The following is a 15,996-nucleotide window of genomic DNA, read 5'->3' as shown; positions in this document are numbered from 1 at the left end:
TTCTCCTTCGGTCCGCCTGCCTCGGTAGTTCAGTTCCCGTGTCTTTCCCCGGAGCACGCGATGGGAATACGCGCGATACCGACCAGCATGGGGGCCGGTGATTCCGGCGTCGTGGCGGCATCCAGGTAAGTGATCTGGTCTACCACGAGCAACGGCAACAGCCTGTAGGCCAGGACAATGAAGGGCCGGCGAAGGAGGCGGATCGGCGATCCGGGCCCGTCCGTGCAGCGGCCACATGCGATTCGCCGCGTCGGCTCCCCGCACTCCCCTTTAGTGGAATTGCCGGCCCATGCCGACCCTGACAGCTTGGGTGGACCAACGCCGCTCCGGCGCGTTGGCCGCTGGGCAGCGCGTGGGCTGCCGGATCCATCGGTCATGAAGGGTCGCGCCCCGGCCCAGGAGGAGACGACTCATGAACAAGGCACCAGTGGCTCATCGCCAGGAACCTGACGCCATCGCTGGAGGTGCTGCCATGACTCCGGATTTATTTCGAAGGCGCGCGCCGTGGCTGGCCTCCGCGCTCGTCGGTGCTCTTTCGCTTGCCGGCACCGCCGCTGCGCAGACGGCAATGCCACCGAACCTGATTCCACTGGGGGCCTTCGGCATGACGTTGTCGACGGACACCGGTGGCCGTTCCGAGCTTCGGTTCAGCACCACCAGCTGGAACAGCGGCACTGGGCCGCTGGAGCTTGCCGCCGGAGAGGTAGTTACCGGAGAGGGCAAGATCCGGGTCTACCAGGCTGTGTACCAGACCAGCGGGCCTCCGGTCCTGCGCTTCGCGGGCGCCTTCGAATACCACCCCGCGCACAACCACATGCATTTCAACGACTACGCGCTCTACTCGCTGCAGCCGGTCAATGCGCCTGGTGGGTCGTTGCGCACGGGCGCCAAGACCACGTTCTGCATCATGGATACCACCCCGATCAATCTTGGATTGCCGGGCGCACCGAGGGGGTCGTTCTACAGCGTGTGCGGGCGTGACCTGCAGGGCATGTCGGTCGGGTGGGGCGACACCTACGGTTCCCAGCTCGAGGGACAGTCGATCGATTTCACCGGCGACGCCGACGGCATCTACCAGCTGAAGATCGAGGTCGATCCCAAGAAACTGCTCGTCGAGTCCAATGAGAACGACAACGTGTCGTGCGTGCTGCTCAGCATCAAGAAGCCGAACACCGTGACCGTGCTCGACAGCAGCGGAAAATGCTCGACGGTGGTGTCGATCACCCCGGCCTCGGCGCGCGAGGGCACCAGCGTACAGGTCACCATCACCGGCTACGGATTCACTCCGGGCATGAGCGTCAGTTTCTCTGGCGGCTCGGGCGCACAGCCTGTCGCCAGCAACGTGCAACTGACGTCCGACACTGATTCGCTGGACACGATCAGCGCGACCGTGACCGTGCCTGTGAAGAAAGGGAAGGGCACCAAGGATCCGCTCTGGAACGTGCGTGTCGGCGGCGGCGGTGTCCTGGCCAATGGGTTCAGGGTTACGCAGTAGCCCGGCTGGTGTAGGACGACCGGCGTACCTCTTTTGTGGAATGTCCCCACGATTTCGACTCTGGCACCGTGCAGTCGGGACAGAAAGGAACATGCAGGTGCCGGGTCATTACAAGCCAGTCCCACGGGCACGGACATACGTTCAACCAACCTGAGACAAGGAGACTGAAATGATTGGGCTTACCAGGAAATCATTGATGACGGTGCTGGGTGTCAGCGCGACCTTGATTGCCGGCACTGTCTGCGCTGGCGATACAAAGCCGCCGCCGAAGGGCGTCATCTGCCACAACATTGGCGGACCGCGGGACCTCGGTGCCAACTGCGATATGACCGGCAACTGCTCTTACTCACTCGACGGGGGCGGATCCATCCTCGTTACCCCGAACCACTTCCTCGGGATCATCATCGGAGCCAGTGACAACGCCGATGCGGCTCACATTGCCCACGGCGATGGTTACGCCGAGTTTATTTTTGATCCACCGCTGCACCTGGCATCGGTGATCGGCCCGCATCAGGCGTCCAATGTGGAATGCCTGGCGACGCGGATCATTCCGCAGCCGGATGAGCCTGGTAACTGAGACACGCGCCAGGAAAGACGCGAAGAAAGATGGGCAGAAGCGCAGCTTCGGTCGGGCGGATCATCCGTTCGATCGCGCTGCGCATCTGCGTCCGGTCGGACCACCGGCGCGCACCGCCGGCGTTGCAAAGGTGGGTCAAGCGGTAACCGGCGCCTGGAGGATCACCAGCGAGCGGCGGCGCACGCCGAGTTTGGCGAAGATGCTTTTGAGGTGCTTCTTGACCGTGTCTTCCATGATCCCGAGTTCGCGCGCGATTTCCTTGTTGCTGCAGCCCCGATGCAGTCGCTCGACGACCTGCAACTCCCTTCGCGAGAGCGTTTCCATGGCGTGGAGTCGCTCCGGACCGGCGGCTGTCCCGGCTTCCAACGGCCACGTCGAGTCGGTGATGACCTTGGCCATCAATCGGCGCGACAGCCACAGTTCGCCCTTGCTGACGGCGCGGACCGCCTTGAGGCAGAGATCGGGCGGGCTCGTCGTCAGCAGGAACCCGTGGAACCGCTTGCGCAACACCTCGGTCACCACGCTGCGATAAAGCTGTTCCGACACCAGGAGCACGCGCACGGGAGGGTGGCACTGGTGGATCCTTCGCAACGACAGCGGGTCCAGACGGTCCGCCAACGCCTTGTCCAGCAGCAGCACCCTGGGATGGTGGCGTTCCACGCAGGTCGCCAGGCGGGTCGCGTCCATTACCGGCTCGCCCGCGATCTCGATGCCGGACCCGCATCCCAGCATGGACAGCCAGCGCGCATGCAGGGCCTCGCGGTCGGAAGCGGTCATGACCGTGATGGCTGCCGGGACACCGAACTCCTCGATGACAATCGGCGCCGAGTAAGCGACTGCGTCTGAACGCACAGCGAGGTGGTGTTCTGCGTGCATCGTGACCATCCTGTCCCGCTATCGGACTTTTCCTGCGGCCGCGTCGCCTGGCCGCGCATGGCGAGCAAGCGCGCTGACTTGGACAGGAACCCCAGTACCCCGAAGGTCCGATCCCCGTTGTGGGAACGCATGCAATGCGTCCTAGTGGGTTCAACGATCTTCGCGTCCCGGGAAGGACGGTAGACGGCCCGCTTCACCCTTTCGGGTGAACCTAGTCCCGCGCTGCTAATCGACCTTCGGCCCGCTGACGATTTCCCCGCTGTCGAGGATGTCGAGCCGCACGACCTTCGATCCCTCCTTCACGAAAGTCAGGGTCCACGGCCGGATCTTCAGGAAGAACTGGGTCGGCGTTTCGGCGAACAGCTCCGAACGTTCATCCTGGGGGACGTCGATGTACAGGCGGCCGTCTTCCTGCGTGACGGTGACCACGCGATGGGGAAGCTTGTAGCCACCCGCGTAGACGGCGAGCACGTCGCGCTCGAGTGGGATGGCCTTGCGTGCCTTGGCGTGGCGGTCGGCTTTCCAATTCGCCAACGCGGTGCGAGAGCTCAGCATGCAGTCGGAAGCGGGGCCGGCGGTGAACGTCTTGCGGGACGAGTCCGGGATCCCTTCCGGAATGGCAGCGCGGCTGGAGCCGCCCCCACGAAGAGCGACCTCGGGCACGAACGTGTTGATGAAGTCGCAGGCGAAGAGGTCGTTGGTGACGTCCTCGCCCACCTTGTAGTGGTGGTCGGCGAGCGCCTCGCTGTTGGCGAACGCGACGAGCGTGAGGTGCCGCGCCGGCACCTTGAGGTAGAGCGCGGAGAAGCCGGTGCCCCAGTGTCCGTAGTGCCAGATGAGCCGTTCGCCACGGTAGTCGGTGACGTACCAGCCCAGGCCCATTGCGAGCGGTTGTCCCGAGTTGGAGACGAACGGCGTCCAGGCCCGCGCGAGCGTCTCCGGCTTCAGCAGCACATGGTTGTCGATCGCTGCGTCGTACTTCGCCATGTCGCGCACGGTGGACAGCAGCCCGGCCGACGCCCAGAAATCGCGGGGCGGGTAGCCCGGGTACACGATTTCGCCGTCGCCCCAGTAGGTGTAGGGCCGGGCGGAGTTCTTCAGGTTCTGCCGGTAGCGGGCGAGGTTGGCTTTGCCCAGCATCGCCCAGGTCGTGTCGTCGTCGGCGACATCGGGGCCGGGCACGCTGTCGCGCATCTCCAGCGGGTCGAGGAACGTCTCGACGAACAGCTGGCGCAATGGCTTGCCCGTCTTCTTCTCGAGGACCGCCTTCAGGTATTCGAAGCGTTCGGGGTTGTAGCTGAATTTCTCGCCGGGCGTGCCTTCCGAGGTGTGGCTGAGCAGGTGCTTGATCCTGACCGAGTCGTCCTTGAAGTCGCTCGAGTAGTGCGACACCGGCTCGTCGAGGTCGAGCTTGCCCTGTTCCACCAGTTGCATGACCAGGATCGACGTGAACGTCTTGGTCACCGAGGCGATGTGGTAGAGCGTGTCGGCGGTGGCGGGAATGCGGTGCTCGATGTCCGCATAGCCGAAGCCCCGGGCCGAAAGCACGTCGCCATCCTGGATCACCACCATCGACAGGCCGGGGATGCCGAGGGCGTTGCGGTCGGCTTCGACCTGGCGCTGGAAGAGGTCGAGACGCTGCGCGCTCCCGTTTGATGCCGGCGACTGCGGCGGTGCTTTCGGTCGCGAGGTGGCCGGACCGGCGAGTGCCAGCAAGGCCACGAGGATCGTCGCAATGGCCCTGGATGGGTGCGGCATGGTTCATTGCTCCCTGTTGCTGGCAAACAGCGTGCGGCGGCGCGGCGGCTGTCGGTCGACGAGGCGGTTACGTGCCCGTGCCAGCCTTGGGATGCCTACCGGGCGCACAGGGTTTAAACCGACACGCTGCGTGCATCGCGTTTGTCGCCGCCGCAAGTTCCAAGGCAAAAGCCCCGCCAAAAGGCGGGGCTTTTTGTTTGCAAGAACTGGATGACAGTAAGGGGGCAGGGTCTATTCGCGCAGCGCCCGATACGCATGCCAGCTGGCGTGCCCCAGCACCGGGTAGATCACGATCAGGCCTGCCAGCGCAGTTGCGATGCCGACGGCCGTGAGCAGCACGATCATGAGTGCCCACCCGGCGCACGCCACCGGGTGCCGGGCCACTGCTTGCAGGCTGCCGCGTATCGCATCACCGGCGCTGGCGTCCTGGTCGAGGATCAACGGCACGGCGATGACGGAGACCGCAAAGCTCAGCACGGCCAGCACGCTGCCGATGGCGGCCCAGGCGAACCACTGTCCGGACGACATCATCCGCAGCGCGTTGTCCCATAGCGACAGCTCGACGCTGGGGGCGATCGGGCCCATCGTTGCGCTCAGTACCCCTGTGGAGATCACCAGCCACGCGGCGGCGATGGCGAGCAGGACGAAGGAGAAACGCTCCAGCGCTGGGAGGTTGCGCTTGAGTCCTTGCAGTGAGGTCTCGAAGGTCGGGGTCTCACCCGCCGCCATGGCGCGCGAGGCCTCGATCAATCCGGCGCCCAGGATCGGCCCCAGCAGCAGGAAGCCGGAAACGGCCGCGGCGATGAAGTAGGGATGGTTGCCCAGTGCGAAGACCACCCAGCCCATCACCGTGACCATCACTCCGTAGGCGATGCCCAGGCCGGGCACGCGTCGAAAATCGTGCAGCCCTTGCGAAACCCAGCGCAGCGGTTCGCCTACCGCGATGTGCTCGGTTGCGTGGCCCGGATGCGAGGAAAGTACGCTCGAATGCATGGTTGTCATGGCGTCCTCCTGGAAGGAAGGAACACATCAACCCGGAGGTGGCCGGGTCATTGCACCGCGATGGTGCCCTTCATCATTGCGGCATGGCCCGGGAAGCTGCAGAAGAATTCGTACGGACCACCCGTCTTGATCTTGCTGGTCGGGAAGGTGACTGAAGTACTCTCGCCGCCACCCACCAGTTTGGTGTGGGCGATGACGCGGGCGTCGTCGGCCTTGACGTAGTTGGCCGCAACGCCGGCGGTCATGCCATCGGCGGACACGGCCTGCTGGTCGGCAGTCGTGGCGATCACCACGTTGTGGCCCATCGCAGCCACCGGCATCTTGCCGGCGTGCTTCAGGGTGATGGTGAACTTGCCGCACGAGGCGGGCACCGCGATGGAACCGACGTTGTACTGCATTGCGTCGTTGCCTTCGATCGTGGTGCCGCAGTTGGTGACCACGGCAGCGGGCTTGCTTTCAGTGGCAGGGGCGGGCGTCGGGGCAGCGGTGGCGGCGGGCGGCGTTTCAGCCGGGGCGGGCGTCGGGGCTTCGGTGGAGGCGGGCGGCGTTTCAGCCGGGGCGGGTTCGGGCGTGGTCGCTGGCGCGGCGGCGCTCTCCTCGGCAGGCGGCGGCGACTTGCCGCAGGCCGACAAGGCCAGCACGCAGGCGATGGTGAGTAGGACGGTTCGGGTATTCATACGCCGGGACTCCGGCAGGGGCAGGCGTGTATATGATTCGCGCGGGAAGGGATATGTGGCGTGAAAGATCCCAGTGCACGCTGTCGCGAGGGTGGGGCGCGAGTCCTGCACACCGGGTAACCGTTATTCGCGCCAAGTCCAAAGACAGAAAGCCCTGCCGGAAGACCGGGCTTGCATGAACGGGCTAACTTTGAGCCCGTTATCCAGCGGTCGGCTGATAGCTGCCACTGCGTCGGATGGCCGGAGCAGGTGCGCTTGCCCCGGCCTTCAGTTCGAATGGCTCAGAAGTTGTTGTCGCCGTCCAGCAACCGGCCCAGTCCGCCGAGCACCGAACCCTCGTCGCGGCCGCCACCGCGTTGCGGCGCCGCGGCGAGCATGCGACCGGCCATGCGCGAGAACGGCAGCGACTGCAGCCATACCTTGCCCGGTCCGGTGAGCGTCGCGAGGAACACGCCTTCGCCGCCGAACAGCATGCTCTTGATGCCGCCGACCGCGCGCACGTCCATGTTGACGGTGTCGTGGAAAGCCATGACGCAACCGGTGTCGACGTCGAGGCGTTCGCCCGCGCGCAGTTCGCGTTCGACCACGGTGCCGCCGGCGTGCACGAACACCCAGCCGTCGCCTTCCAGCTTCTGCATGATGAAGCCCTCGCCGCCGAACAGGCCGGTGAGGATCTTGCGCTGGAAGTGGATGCCGACCTGCACGCCGCGCGCGCCGGCCAGGAAGCTGTCCTTCTGGCAGACCAGGCGGCCGTTGTGCTCGTCCAGCTTCATCGCCAGCACCGTGCCGGGGTACGGCGCCGCGAACGCGACTCGCGCCTTCCCGCTGCCGGTGTGCGTGTAGACAGTGGTGAACAGGCTCTCGCCGGTGACCACGCGCTTGCCCGCGGTCATCAGCTTGTCGAGGAAGCCGCCGCCCTGGCCGGCCTGCGCGCCGCTGCCGAAGACGGTGGCCATTTCCACCGCCGCGTCCTTGTACATCAGCGCGCCGGCTTCGGCGATGGCGCTCTCGCCCGGATCGAGTTCGACCTCGACGAACTGCATGTCGTTGCCGACGATGCGGTAGTCGATGTCGTCGTTGCGCGGCGTCGTGCGCGCGCCCGCGGCGGGCAGCGGCGGTGGCAGGTGTTCGTGCGGTGCGGCCGGGCGCAGTTCGCCGACCTCGGCGATCGAGCGCCAGCCGGTGAAGCCTTCGCGCCAGCAGAAATGGGCCGGATGTTGCTGCGCGTACTGTTGCGCGGCGCTGTCGTCGAGCGGACCGATGCGATCGCCGCTGCCGGAATGGAAGTACCAGCTGGTCATGTGGAGTCCTTGTCCTTGTGCCAAATACAGCACGCAAACTAGCAGGTGAAGCGATGCCGCGACCCGTGCCGCCGGTCACGCCGCACGCCGGCCTGCAGGTTCTGCGCCGCCTGCCGGCGTAGCTGACTTGGGTGATGCCGTCGGGTGGGTGGCGTCGCCCAGTTCGGCTGGAGACATGGCTACGACCGGGTGGCGTTAGGCATGCGCGCCTCTGCGTCATTGACCCGAACCGAAATCGGGCGCCTACTTTGCCGGCGCGACGGAAAGCGTGACTCACGGCACCGTGCAGACGGGCGGACCACGGCAGGTCCGAGTTGCGGCGCGTGATGGCGTAATCCGTTCGGGAGGCGCTTCCTTGGCTGACATCTTCGTTTCCTATTCCCGCCACGACCGCGACCGGGTGGCGCCGCTGGTGAAGGCGCTGGAGGCGCAAGGCTGGTCGGTGTGGTGGGATCCGGACATCTCCCCCGGCGAGGAATTCGACTCGCTGATTTCGCGCGAACTCGAAGCCGCCCGGACCCTGATCGTGGTCTGGACGCCGCACTCGGTGGAATCGCGCTGGGTCCGCGGCGAGGCGCGCGATGCGGCCGACCGCGGCGTGCTGGTCACGGTGCGCTTCGAGCACGCCAAGCTGCCGATCGACTTCCGCGCGCTACACGCCACCGACCTGGACGAGTGGAACGAAGATCCCGGGCACGCCGCGTTCCTGAGCCTTTGCAAGGCGCTGGAGGCCAAGCTGGGAGCGGCGAAACCCCCAGCCGTGGCGATGCAGAAAAGCACGCAGGTCAGCATCTGCGTGCTGCCGTTCGCCAACATGAGCGGCGACCCGGAGCAGGATTACTTCTCCGACGGCATCACCGAGGACATCACCACCGACCTGGGCAAGGTATCCGCGCTGTCGGTCGTGTCGCGCAACCTGGCGTTCTCGTTCAAGGGCGCGAACGGGGGCGTGGCGGACATCGGCCGCAAGACACACGCCACGCATGTGCTGACCGGCAGCGTGCGCAAGGCCGGCGAGCGCGTGCGCATCACCGCGCAGCTGATCGATGCGGCCAAGGATGCGCAGGTCTGGGGCGAGCGCTACGACCGCGAACTCAACGACATCTTTGCGCTGCAGGATGAGATCTCCAAGGCCATCGTCTCCGCGCTGAAGCTGACCCTGTTGCCCGAGGAGAAGGAGGCCCTGGCGCAGCGTTCCACCAGCAATGCGGAGGCTTACAAGCTCTACCTGATGGCGCGCCAGTTCTGGCTGCGCGACAACGAGCGCAACAACGAGATCGTCATCCGCATCTGCAAGCACGTGGTCGAACTGGATCCGAACTATGCGCAGGCCTGGGCAACGATGGGCCTGGCGAAATGGAACCTGTTCTGGCAGGTGGACCAGCAACAGGAAGACCTTGAATACCCGGCGATGCGCGCACTGGAACTCGGTCCGCACCTGGCCGATGCCCATGCCGCACAGGCCGCGGTGAAGCGTAGCGCCGGGGACTTCAAGGGCGCCCTGATCGCGGCGAAGCGGGCCGTCGAACTCGAACCCACTTCCTACGTGGCGAACCGGCTCGCCGGCCTGAGTTGCATGGGACTGCGCGTGTACGACCAGGCGATCGGTTACTTCGAAACCGCGGCTGCGCTGATGGAGTCGGATTTCACGGCGGCCAGCTTCATCGTCCAGTGCCACGAAGTCATGAACGACAAGGAGGCCACGCAACTGGCGGCAGCCAAGGCGATGAAGCGGATCGAAAAGATCGTTTCCGAGGATCCCGGGCATGGGCGGGCGATCGGGTTCGGCGTCTCCATCCTGGTCACGCTGGGGCAGAAGGAACGGGCGATGGAGTGGGCAACGCGCGCCCGCCTGATCGATCCCGACAACGCGAACCTGCAGTACAACCTGGCGTGTGCGATGTCCCTGCTTGGCGAGCACGATGAGGCGCTCAACATCCTGCAGGGCGTGGCCGACCGGTCCTCGCTGGGCATGCTGAGCTGGATCGAGACCGATTCCGACCTGGACGGCATCCGGTCCTATCCGCGCTACGCGGGAATGATCGAAAGAGCCAGGCTTCGACTGGCACCGAAGGCGGCGCAACTCGCGTAAGGAAAGGGGGGCAGGGCATTCCTTGCCCGGCTACTTGTCGCCTTCCTTTTTCATGCCTTTCAGCAGTGCCACGATCGCCATCGCGTGACCGTGTCCCAGCGCGAAGTCCTGCTTCAGCCATGCGACGATCTCACCTGCCTTGATGCCAGGCAGCAATCCCCTGGCATTGGCGTAGCCCTTCCTGGAAGCGAGGGCGCGGAAGTCGGCGGGGGACTTTCCGGTCTTGGTCTGGATGTTGTCGAGATAGGCCTGGAAGGACATGGGGCGACTCCTTGGGTTGGGGACTGTCCGGTGCTCTTGCCTTGTCGACGAACGGGGGAGCGGCAGATCGACATGCTTGCTTCCGTCCCTCTCTTGTCCGAATGTCGACGCGCGGCGCGCCCATTCGTCATATAGGCAAACCCACCCGGAGTTCCGCATGCCTGCTGCCCGTCCCCGCCTGTACGCCCACCCGTTTTCCTCCTACAGCCAGAAGGCGTTGATCGCGCTGTACGAGAACCAGACCGAGTTCGACTACCGAAACCTGGAAGACGCACAAGCCAACGCCGAGCTGGCGGCGTTGTGGCCGATGCGGCGCTTCCCCGTGCTGGTCGATGGCGACCGCACGGTGATCGAAGCGACCAGCGTCATCGAATACCTCGACCTGCATTACCCCGGCCCGGTGAAACTGATCCCGGAAGATCGCGACAGTGCGCTCGAAGTGCGCATGCTCGACCGCTTTTTCGACAACTACGTCTCCACCCCGCAGCAGAAGCTGGTTTTCGACAGCATGCGTTCCGAGGCCGACCACGACCCGTACGGCGTCAAGGAGGCCCGCGCGATGCTCGAGACCGCCTACGCTTGGCTGGATCGGCGCATGGCCACGCGCGAATGGGCCGTCGGTGCGACCTTCACCCTGGCCGACTGCGCTGCGGCGCCCTTCCTTTTTTATGCGGACTGGACGCATGCGATCGACCCCCGCTTTGCCCACGTCCGCGCGTACCGCGAGCGGCTGCTTGCACGCCCTTCGTTCAAGCGCGCCGTGGACGAAGCACGGCCGTACCGTGCGTATTTCCCGTTGGGCGCGCCGGATCGGGATTGAAGCGGTACGAGATGCCGCCCCGGCGGCCCGGTAATCGCTACCTGACCACGCAAAGAACGGTCTCTGATGCACTTTCTCCAGTGCGCAGGGAGCAATCGCTCACGCGCCGGAGACCGGCTTTTTGCGATCCTGTCGTCGTCGGATCCTTGGAGAATTCCCATGTCGGAAACCTCCCCCATCACCGGTGAGTTGTCGAACAGCAAGGTCGCTGGCGTGTTCCCACTCGAGTCCGCCGCGCGCGATGCGGCGCAGGCGGTGTCCGCGGCGCTGTCGCTGGGCTCGTCGCAGGTGCAGGTGATTACGCCGGCCGAACCTCACCCGGGCCGCAAGCTGGAGCCAGAGAGCCGCGGCATCTGGCACACGATCGTCGTCGCGCATGTGCGCTTGGGCATCGCCGGGGCGGTGGTCGGTTTGCTGGTGTTCGCCGCGCTATATGCGGCGGGCCTGCCATTCATCGTCAACTCGCCCATAGCGGCGGGGTTGGTCATGCTGTTCTTCGGCACGGTCGCGGGCCTGTTCCTCGGCGGGTTTGTCTCGCTGCGGCCGGATCACGACCGTTACGTGGAGGCCGCGCGCGACGCGATGGCGGCCGGCAAGACAACGGTCGTCGTGCACGCGTTCTCCATGGAGCAGCGCCGTCAGGCCGCGGAGCTGCTGCGCGCGCACGGCGGCGATGTGACCTCGACCTTGTGAGGCCGGCGCGCTGACTGGAAGCGTGTTGCCGCGCTGGACGGGTCTTCACTGTTGCCGCACGGCGGCATCGGGATCGGAATGCCGTACCTGGTGGCGCCGGCGGTTCGGCCATCCGCCGCTCCGCAAGCATGGCCGCTCGCCCGTGCTGGGCGCGTTGGCCCGGTGTGATTGCCCGGTTCCTGTATCAGGGATCCCTGCAACTGCGGCAGCCCTCCGACTCACACGAACCCAACCGGGACAGAGCTGGCCATGAATTTGGACTCGGTGCCCATCTGGGTTTTTTTCCTCGGCACGATTCTCCTCGTGATGGCGTTCATCGAGGTGGGATACCTGCTGGGCAAAGTCGCCCATCGCAAGTCGGCAGAGGAAAAAGAAACGCCGGTTTCCGGCGTCGCAGGCGCCGTTCTGGGCCTGACCGCGTTCATCATGGCTTTCACGTTCGCGATCGTCGCGGAACGCTACCAGGTCCGCAAAAGCCTGGTGCGCGAAGATGCGAACGCAATCCGGGTGGCCTACGTACGCGCCGACTTCCTGCCGGAGCCTGAGCGCGAAGAAAGCAAGCGCCTGCTCAAGGTCTACCTCGACAAGCGGCTGGCGTTTGCCCACGAGGGCAGCATCGGACGCGATCTTGCCCCGTTGCTCGCCGAAACGGATCGCACCCAGCGTCGCCTGTGGAGCATTGCCGTGGCGAATGCCAAGCGGGACATGAATTCGGATGTCGGCGCGCTCTACATCGAGTCGCTCAACGAACTGAGCTCGGTACAGACCATGAGGTTGGCGATCGGCGTGCGCGCGAGGGTGCCGCTGGGCATCTGGATCACGCTCTACAGCCTCACGATCCTCGGCATGGTGAGCATGGGCTACCACGCCGGAATCGCCGGATCCAAGCGATCCAAGGCCACGTGGATCGTCGCCATTTCCTTCGGCATGGTGATCGCACTGATCGCATCGCTCGATCGACCCGATTTCATCAAGGTGACGCAGCAACCGCTCATCGACCTGCAGGATTTCATCGCTGCGGACGAGCGCACTTGAGGTGCTGGCGCTTCCCTTGTCACGTCAGGTCAGGCCGACGTGCGGCCGTCCGCATCACGCCCGCGGCCAATACGCCTGTACGGAGCTATCGCGTCTCGAATAGCGCGTTGATCTCGCCGTAGACCATGCGCGGCGCAGTGGCGGCGCGGCCGTCCTGCAGGAACGAGCCCGCCAGTTGGCCGACATGCGCGAACACCGCCTCAGCCAGGTCCGAACCCGCGCTGAGCCGGCGTACGCCCAGCGCCTCGAGTTCGGCCACTGCTGGCAACGACGGGCGCAGCATCACGTTGAGCGGCAGCCCTGCGCCAGCGGCAATATCGCGGATCGCACCGGACTCCACCAGGCCCGGCACGAACAGGCCGTCGGCGCCCGCATCGCGGTATTGCGCGGCGCGTTCGAGCACGGCGTGGACGCGGCGTTCGGCTGGCGCGAGCCCGCGCAGGTACACGTCGGTGCGCGCATTGACGTAGACATCGAGCCCGCGCGCGGCCAGCGCCTGTTTGATGCGCGTGATCTTGGCGCACAGCGCCGCGGGCGCGCCGGCGCCGTCCTCCAGGTTGATCCCGACCACGCCGAGTTCCGCCAACTGCAGGACGTTGCCGGCGACGACCTCCGGATCGTCCGAATAACCGCCTTCCACGTCCACGCTCAGTGGTACGCGGATGACCCGTGCGATCTCGGCGGTCGCCGTGAGCAGGTGTTCGATGGGGAGCTGGTCGCCGTCCGCGTAGCCCCGGCTCCACGCCACGCCGGCGCTCGTGGTGGCGATCGCGGGCGCGCCGAGGCTCTCGATCAGCCGCGCGCTGCCGGCGTCCCACGCATTGGCGAGTCGCAGGAGACCCTGCGCATGCAGGCTGCGGAAAAGGGCGGCGTGGTCGGCATTGCGCATGGGAAGCCTCGGTAGTCGGAAGATCCGCGATGGTCGCAGATGGATGTCGATGGTACAGGCCACTTCCGGACAATGATGTGGGCGGGCGTAGCCCGGGTAAGCGAAGCGCACCCGGGGTCCCGAAGCCGCGTGCGAGCTCACATTTTCCGGTGGTCAATCCGTTGGACGTCGCGTAATTTCCCACCATCGGGGACGGACAAAAGGGGATAGCGGCATGCGGAGCACTCCCATCTGGGCGGGGATCGTTGCGTTGGGTTGCGCCTTCGGCGCGTGGGCCGCTGAACCAGGTGCGAAGCCGCCGGCGCAATGGGCGGAGTACCTGGCCGCGGTCCGCAAGGCAGACGCCATCGTCGACGACGAGGCGCGCTGTCTTGCCCATCCGGACCTGCCGGGCAACGACTGGCGTCCGGACGCCGCCAAATGGCGCTGCGCGATGCTGCGCAAGCCCATGCTGTCGTTGGACGAGATCGACCAGGCCCTGCAGACCGACGATGGCACCTCCGCAATGGAGCGCCGCTTCGCACAACTGCTCGATGCGCATTACCAGGACCAGCAGCAGCGAGAACAGATCTTCAACGCGTTCAATCCATTCGACGACAGCGCACGCGCGGGCGAAGTCGCCAAGCGGTGGCTCGAACGATCACCCAAGAGCGCGTTCGCGAACATGGCGATGGCGAACTACCACTCGGCCACGGGCTGGGAGGCGCGCGGCACCAAGTACGCGCAGGAGACGCCGCAGGCACAGCTGAAGCGAATGACCGATGAGTTCGCGCTCGCCGTGCCGCTGTATCTCAAGGCGCTGGAGATCGAGCCCCGCCTGTCGCCGGCCTGCACCAGCATGGCGGCCATCGGCCGGCAAAGCTCGGACGCTCTCCAGAGCTACGCCATGGACGTCTGCACGAAGGCCGATCCCAATTCCTACTACCTCGCGCTGGAGCGCATCTACGGCGCGCAGCCGAAGTGGGGAGGTTCCGGCGAGGCGCTGCGATCCGCGGTGGCCTATGCGGAAGCGCGCATCCAGGCCAACCCCATTCTCGCCACTCTGCTTGGGCACTTCGCGGGCTATGGTCCGTCCAATGCCGGCAACTTCGGCGACGTGGCCGACGAACTCGCCGCTGCGGCCCGGATGGCGCCAAGTGGAACCTTCGCTGCGCACGCGGGCCGGGGGTATCGGGTGAAGGGTGATGACTGGGCGTCGCTGGTTTACCTGTCGCAGGCGCTGCGCTTCTTTCCACGGGATGCCGACTGGCGATACGAGCGAGCGGGGCTCCTGCGGGATGTCGGTGATTACGGCTGGGCATCTTCCGACATGAAGGTGGCGCTGGAGGTCGCGCCTGACGATGGCTGGAACCAGTACCGCATGGGCCAGATCGCCCGCGAGTTGAGCGGGGAGGGCGGCGCGCGGCCGTACTTCAAGCGCGCGATGGAGGATCCGGAGGCCCGCGAGTCGGCCATGGCTTTGTACTGCCAGAGCTTCATCATCGAATCAAAGCCCAAGGAAGCCGGCGACTGCACACGCAATTTTGCGACCGAGTTTCCCAACAATGGCGAAGCATGGCGCCTTCGTTCATGGGTGCTGGAAAAGGCAGGCGCTGCGGATGCGGACCTGGAGGCGGCGTACGACAATTTCTTCCGCTATGCGGACCCGAAGAGTGAGCTGCACCAGCGGGAAGTCGCCGAGCTCAAGCAGTGGCGCCGGATGAAGAAGACCGACAAGCCTGGCGTGCGGCGGCCCTGAACGCTTGCCGGATGGCCGCGACGCCGGGCCCGTACTCACTCCGGAATTTCGAACACAGGGGAATGCCGTGCGCATCATTGCTTTTTCGCTAGTCCTCATCGCTGGGCTGCTCTGCAAGTGGGAAGCGGCCGTAGCCGGGACCGCACGCGGCGCGGCACCCACCGCCGCCGACCGGCTGCTGCTGGCGCCCGACGCCAAGGTAGGCACGGAAACATTCGGTGAGCTCACCGCACGCTGGTGGCAATGGGCCGATCGCATGCCGGTCGCTCCCTACCTGGATCCGGACGGCCGCCTGTGCGAACTCGAACAGGAAGGGCGCGTGTGGTTCCTGGCCGGGACCAACGGCAGTTTTACCGCCAAGCGCAAATGCATCATTCCCGCCGATCGTCACATCCTGGTGCCCATCATTAACATGCGTTACAGCAATGTGCCGCAATACGGCAAGCCGCTGCCGCTGCCATGCAAGGTGCTGCAGGGAGGTGCCGCGGTGAACAACGATCGCCTGGGAAGCGCCGTCGTCCTCATAGACGGCGTGCCCGTGACCGACGTGGCCCACTATCGCGTCCGCAGCCGGGGATGCTTTCCGCTTCGCGCGGACGACGAGGAATCGCCAAGCACGGCCGCCGACGGGTACTGGCTGCTCATCAAGCCGCTGCCGCCAGGGATCCATACCCTCACTGTCGGCGCGAACTACGCCGCCGACGAAGACGGGTACGGCCGCATGGTGCAGAACTTCGAATACGTGCTGCACGTGGGGGGACGGACGGACGCGTTGTAGCGGT

At 65.6% G+C, this 15,996-nt stretch carries 15 protein-coding genes; 8 read left to right on the top strand and 7 right to left on the bottom strand.

Translation table 11 applies throughout. The annotated features are described in order from the left end of the window. The first annotated feature begins 472 nt into the window (after positions 1 to 472). Both ACXJJ9_RS13355 and ACXJJ9_RS13350 read left to right on the top strand, forming a co-directional pair. Positions 473 to 1,495 carry a lysyl oxidase family protein gene (locus tag ACXJJ9_RS13355; protein ID WP_457097641.1) on the top strand — a complete coding sequence of 341 codons (1,023 nt, stop codon included), beginning with the start codon at positions 473 to 475 and terminating at the stop codon, positions 1,493 to 1,495. A gap of 169 nt (positions 1,496 to 1,664) precedes the next feature. Beyond that, positions 1,665 to 2,072 (top strand): hypothetical protein, encoded by a 408-nt coding sequence (locus ACXJJ9_RS13350; RefSeq protein ID WP_457097640.1) that lies wholly within the window; start codon positions 1,665 to 1,667, stop codon positions 2,070 to 2,072. 135 nt (positions 2,073 to 2,207) lie between these two features. On the opposite strand, the gene ACXJJ9_RS13345 is transcribed toward ACXJJ9_RS13350, so the two are convergent. The 5 genes from ACXJJ9_RS13345 to ACXJJ9_RS13325 all read right to left on the bottom strand — a co-directional run bounded on the left by ACXJJ9_RS13345 (position 2,208) and on the right by ACXJJ9_RS13325 (position 7,686). Continuing rightward, complete coding sequence (locus tag ACXJJ9_RS13345) at positions 2,208 to 2,849, bottom strand: response regulator transcription factor (RefSeq protein ID WP_457097639.1); 642 nt, start codon at positions 2,847 to 2,849, stop codon at positions 2,208 to 2,210. A gap of 324 nt (positions 2,850 to 3,173) precedes the next feature. After that, positions 3,174 to 4,706, bottom strand: coding sequence for a serine hydrolase (locus tag ACXJJ9_RS13340; protein ID WP_457097638.1), 1,533 nt, complete (start codon positions 4,704 to 4,706; stop codon positions 3,174 to 3,176). Between the two features lie 231 nt (positions 4,707 to 4,937). Beyond that, positions 4,938 to 5,708: a DUF2189 domain-containing protein gene (locus tag ACXJJ9_RS13335; protein ID WP_457097637.1), complete on the bottom strand. Its 771-nt coding sequence runs from the start codon at positions 5,706 to 5,708 to the stop codon at positions 4,938 to 4,940. A 47-nt stretch (positions 5,709 to 5,755) separates the two neighbouring features. After that, positions 5,756 to 6,148 carry an azurin gene (azu, locus tag ACXJJ9_RS13330; protein ID WP_457097724.1) on the bottom strand — a complete coding sequence of 131 codons (393 nt, stop codon included), beginning with the start codon at positions 6,146 to 6,148 and terminating at the stop codon, positions 5,756 to 5,758. Between the two features lie 518 nt (positions 6,149 to 6,666). Then, positions 6,667 to 7,686, bottom strand: a complete 1,020-nt coding sequence (locus ACXJJ9_RS13325) for a TIGR00266 family protein (RefSeq protein WP_457097636.1) — start codon at positions 7,684 to 7,686, stop codon at positions 6,667 to 6,669. Between the two features lie 355 nt (positions 7,687 to 8,041). Here ACXJJ9_RS13325 and ACXJJ9_RS13320 point away from each other — a divergent pair, with 355 nt between their 5' ends. Further along, positions 8,042 to 9,778 (top strand): TIR domain-containing protein, encoded by a 1,737-nt coding sequence (locus ACXJJ9_RS13320; RefSeq protein ID WP_457097635.1) that lies wholly within the window; start codon positions 8,042 to 8,044, stop codon positions 9,776 to 9,778. Between the two features lie 30 nt (positions 9,779 to 9,808). On the opposite strand, the gene ACXJJ9_RS13315 is transcribed toward ACXJJ9_RS13320, so the two are convergent. Further along, complete coding sequence (locus ACXJJ9_RS13315) at positions 9,809 to 10,039, bottom strand: DUF4287 domain-containing protein (protein WP_457097634.1); 231 nt, start codon at positions 10,037 to 10,039, stop codon at positions 9,809 to 9,811. 157 nt (positions 10,040 to 10,196) lie between these two features. On the opposite strand from ACXJJ9_RS13315, the gene ACXJJ9_RS13310 reads away from it, so the two are divergent. The 3 genes from ACXJJ9_RS13310 (at position 10,197) to ACXJJ9_RS13300 (ending at position 12,587) form a co-directional block, all read left to right on the top strand. Continuing rightward, positions 10,197 to 10,859 (top strand): glutathione S-transferase family protein, encoded by a 663-nt coding sequence (locus ACXJJ9_RS13310; protein ID WP_457097633.1) that lies wholly within the window; start codon positions 10,197 to 10,199, stop codon positions 10,857 to 10,859. 159 nt (positions 10,860 to 11,018) lie between these two features. After that, positions 11,019 to 11,552, top strand: a complete 534-nt coding sequence (locus tag ACXJJ9_RS13305) for a hypothetical protein (protein ID WP_457097632.1) — start codon at positions 11,019 to 11,021, stop codon at positions 11,550 to 11,552. Positions 11,553 to 11,801: 249 nt separating this feature from the next. Continuing rightward, positions 11,802 to 12,587 (top strand): bestrophin-like domain, encoded by a 786-nt coding sequence (locus ACXJJ9_RS13300; protein ID WP_457097631.1) that lies wholly within the window; start codon positions 11,802 to 11,804, stop codon positions 12,585 to 12,587. 85 nt (positions 12,588 to 12,672) lie between these two features. On the opposite strand, the gene ACXJJ9_RS13295 is transcribed toward ACXJJ9_RS13300, so the two are convergent. Further along, the gene (locus tag ACXJJ9_RS13295; RefSeq protein WP_457097630.1) at positions 12,673 to 13,476 is read right to left on the bottom strand and encodes an isocitrate lyase/PEP mutase family protein; all 804 of its coding nucleotides are present in this window, start codon (positions 13,474 to 13,476) and stop codon (positions 12,673 to 12,675) included. A 214-nt stretch (positions 13,477 to 13,690) separates the two neighbouring features. Here ACXJJ9_RS13295 and ACXJJ9_RS13290 point away from each other — a divergent pair, with 214 nt between their 5' ends. Beyond that, positions 13,691 to 15,214 carry a hypothetical protein gene (locus tag ACXJJ9_RS13290; protein WP_457097629.1) on the top strand — a complete coding sequence of 508 codons (1,524 nt, stop codon included), beginning with the start codon at positions 13,691 to 13,693 and terminating at the stop codon, positions 15,212 to 15,214. Between the two features lie 67 nt (positions 15,215 to 15,281). Beyond that, positions 15,282 to 15,992: a hypothetical protein gene (locus tag ACXJJ9_RS13285; RefSeq protein ID WP_457097628.1), complete on the top strand. Its 711-nt coding sequence runs from the start codon at positions 15,282 to 15,284 to the stop codon at positions 15,990 to 15,992. Positions 15,993 to 15,996: the final 4 nt, after the last annotated feature.

This window comes from Lysobacter sp. P5_B9, assembly GCF_054049835.1.
This window is presented reverse-complemented; position numbering and strand designations above follow the sequence as displayed.

Excerpts from the sequence above, each read along its gene's own strand:
- ACXJJ9_RS13355 (WP_457097641.1), top strand. The coding sequence starts at position 473 with ATGACTCCGGATTTATTTCGAAGGCGCGCGCCGTGGCTGGCCTCCGCG.
- ACXJJ9_RS13350 (WP_457097640.1), top strand. The coding sequence starts at position 1,665 with ATGATTGGGCTTACCAGGAAATCATTGATGACGGTGCTGGGTGTCAGC.
- ACXJJ9_RS13345 (WP_457097639.1), bottom strand. The coding sequence starts at position 2,849 with ATGACCGCTTCCGACCGCGAGGCCCTGCATGCGCGCTGGCTGTCCATG.
- ACXJJ9_RS13340 (WP_457097638.1), bottom strand. The coding sequence starts at position 4,706 with ATGCCGCACCCATCCAGGGCCATTGCGACGATCCTCGTGGCCTTGCTG.
- ACXJJ9_RS13335 (WP_457097637.1), bottom strand. The coding sequence starts at position 5,708 with ATGACAACCATGCATTCGAGCGTACTTTCCTCGCATCCGGGCCACGCA.
- ACXJJ9_RS13325 (WP_457097636.1), bottom strand. The coding sequence starts at position 7,686 with ATGACCAGCTGGTACTTCCATTCCGGCAGCGGCGATCGCATCGGTCCG.
- ACXJJ9_RS13315 (WP_457097634.1), bottom strand. The coding sequence starts at position 10,039 with ATGTCCTTCCAGGCCTATCTCGACAACATCCAGACCAAGACCGGAAAG.
- ACXJJ9_RS13310 (WP_457097633.1), top strand. The coding sequence starts at position 10,197 with ATGCCTGCTGCCCGTCCCCGCCTGTACGCCCACCCGTTTTCCTCCTAC.
- ACXJJ9_RS13305 (WP_457097632.1), top strand. The coding sequence starts at position 11,019 with ATGTCGGAAACCTCCCCCATCACCGGTGAGTTGTCGAACAGCAAGGTC.
- ACXJJ9_RS13300 (WP_457097631.1), top strand. The coding sequence starts at position 11,802 with ATGAATTTGGACTCGGTGCCCATCTGGGTTTTTTTCCTCGGCACGATT.
- ACXJJ9_RS13295 (WP_457097630.1), bottom strand. The coding sequence starts at position 13,476 with ATGCGCAATGCCGACCACGCCGCCCTTTTCCGCAGCCTGCATGCGCAG.
- ACXJJ9_RS13290 (WP_457097629.1), top strand. The coding sequence starts at position 13,691 with ATGCGGAGCACTCCCATCTGGGCGGGGATCGTTGCGTTGGGTTGCGCC.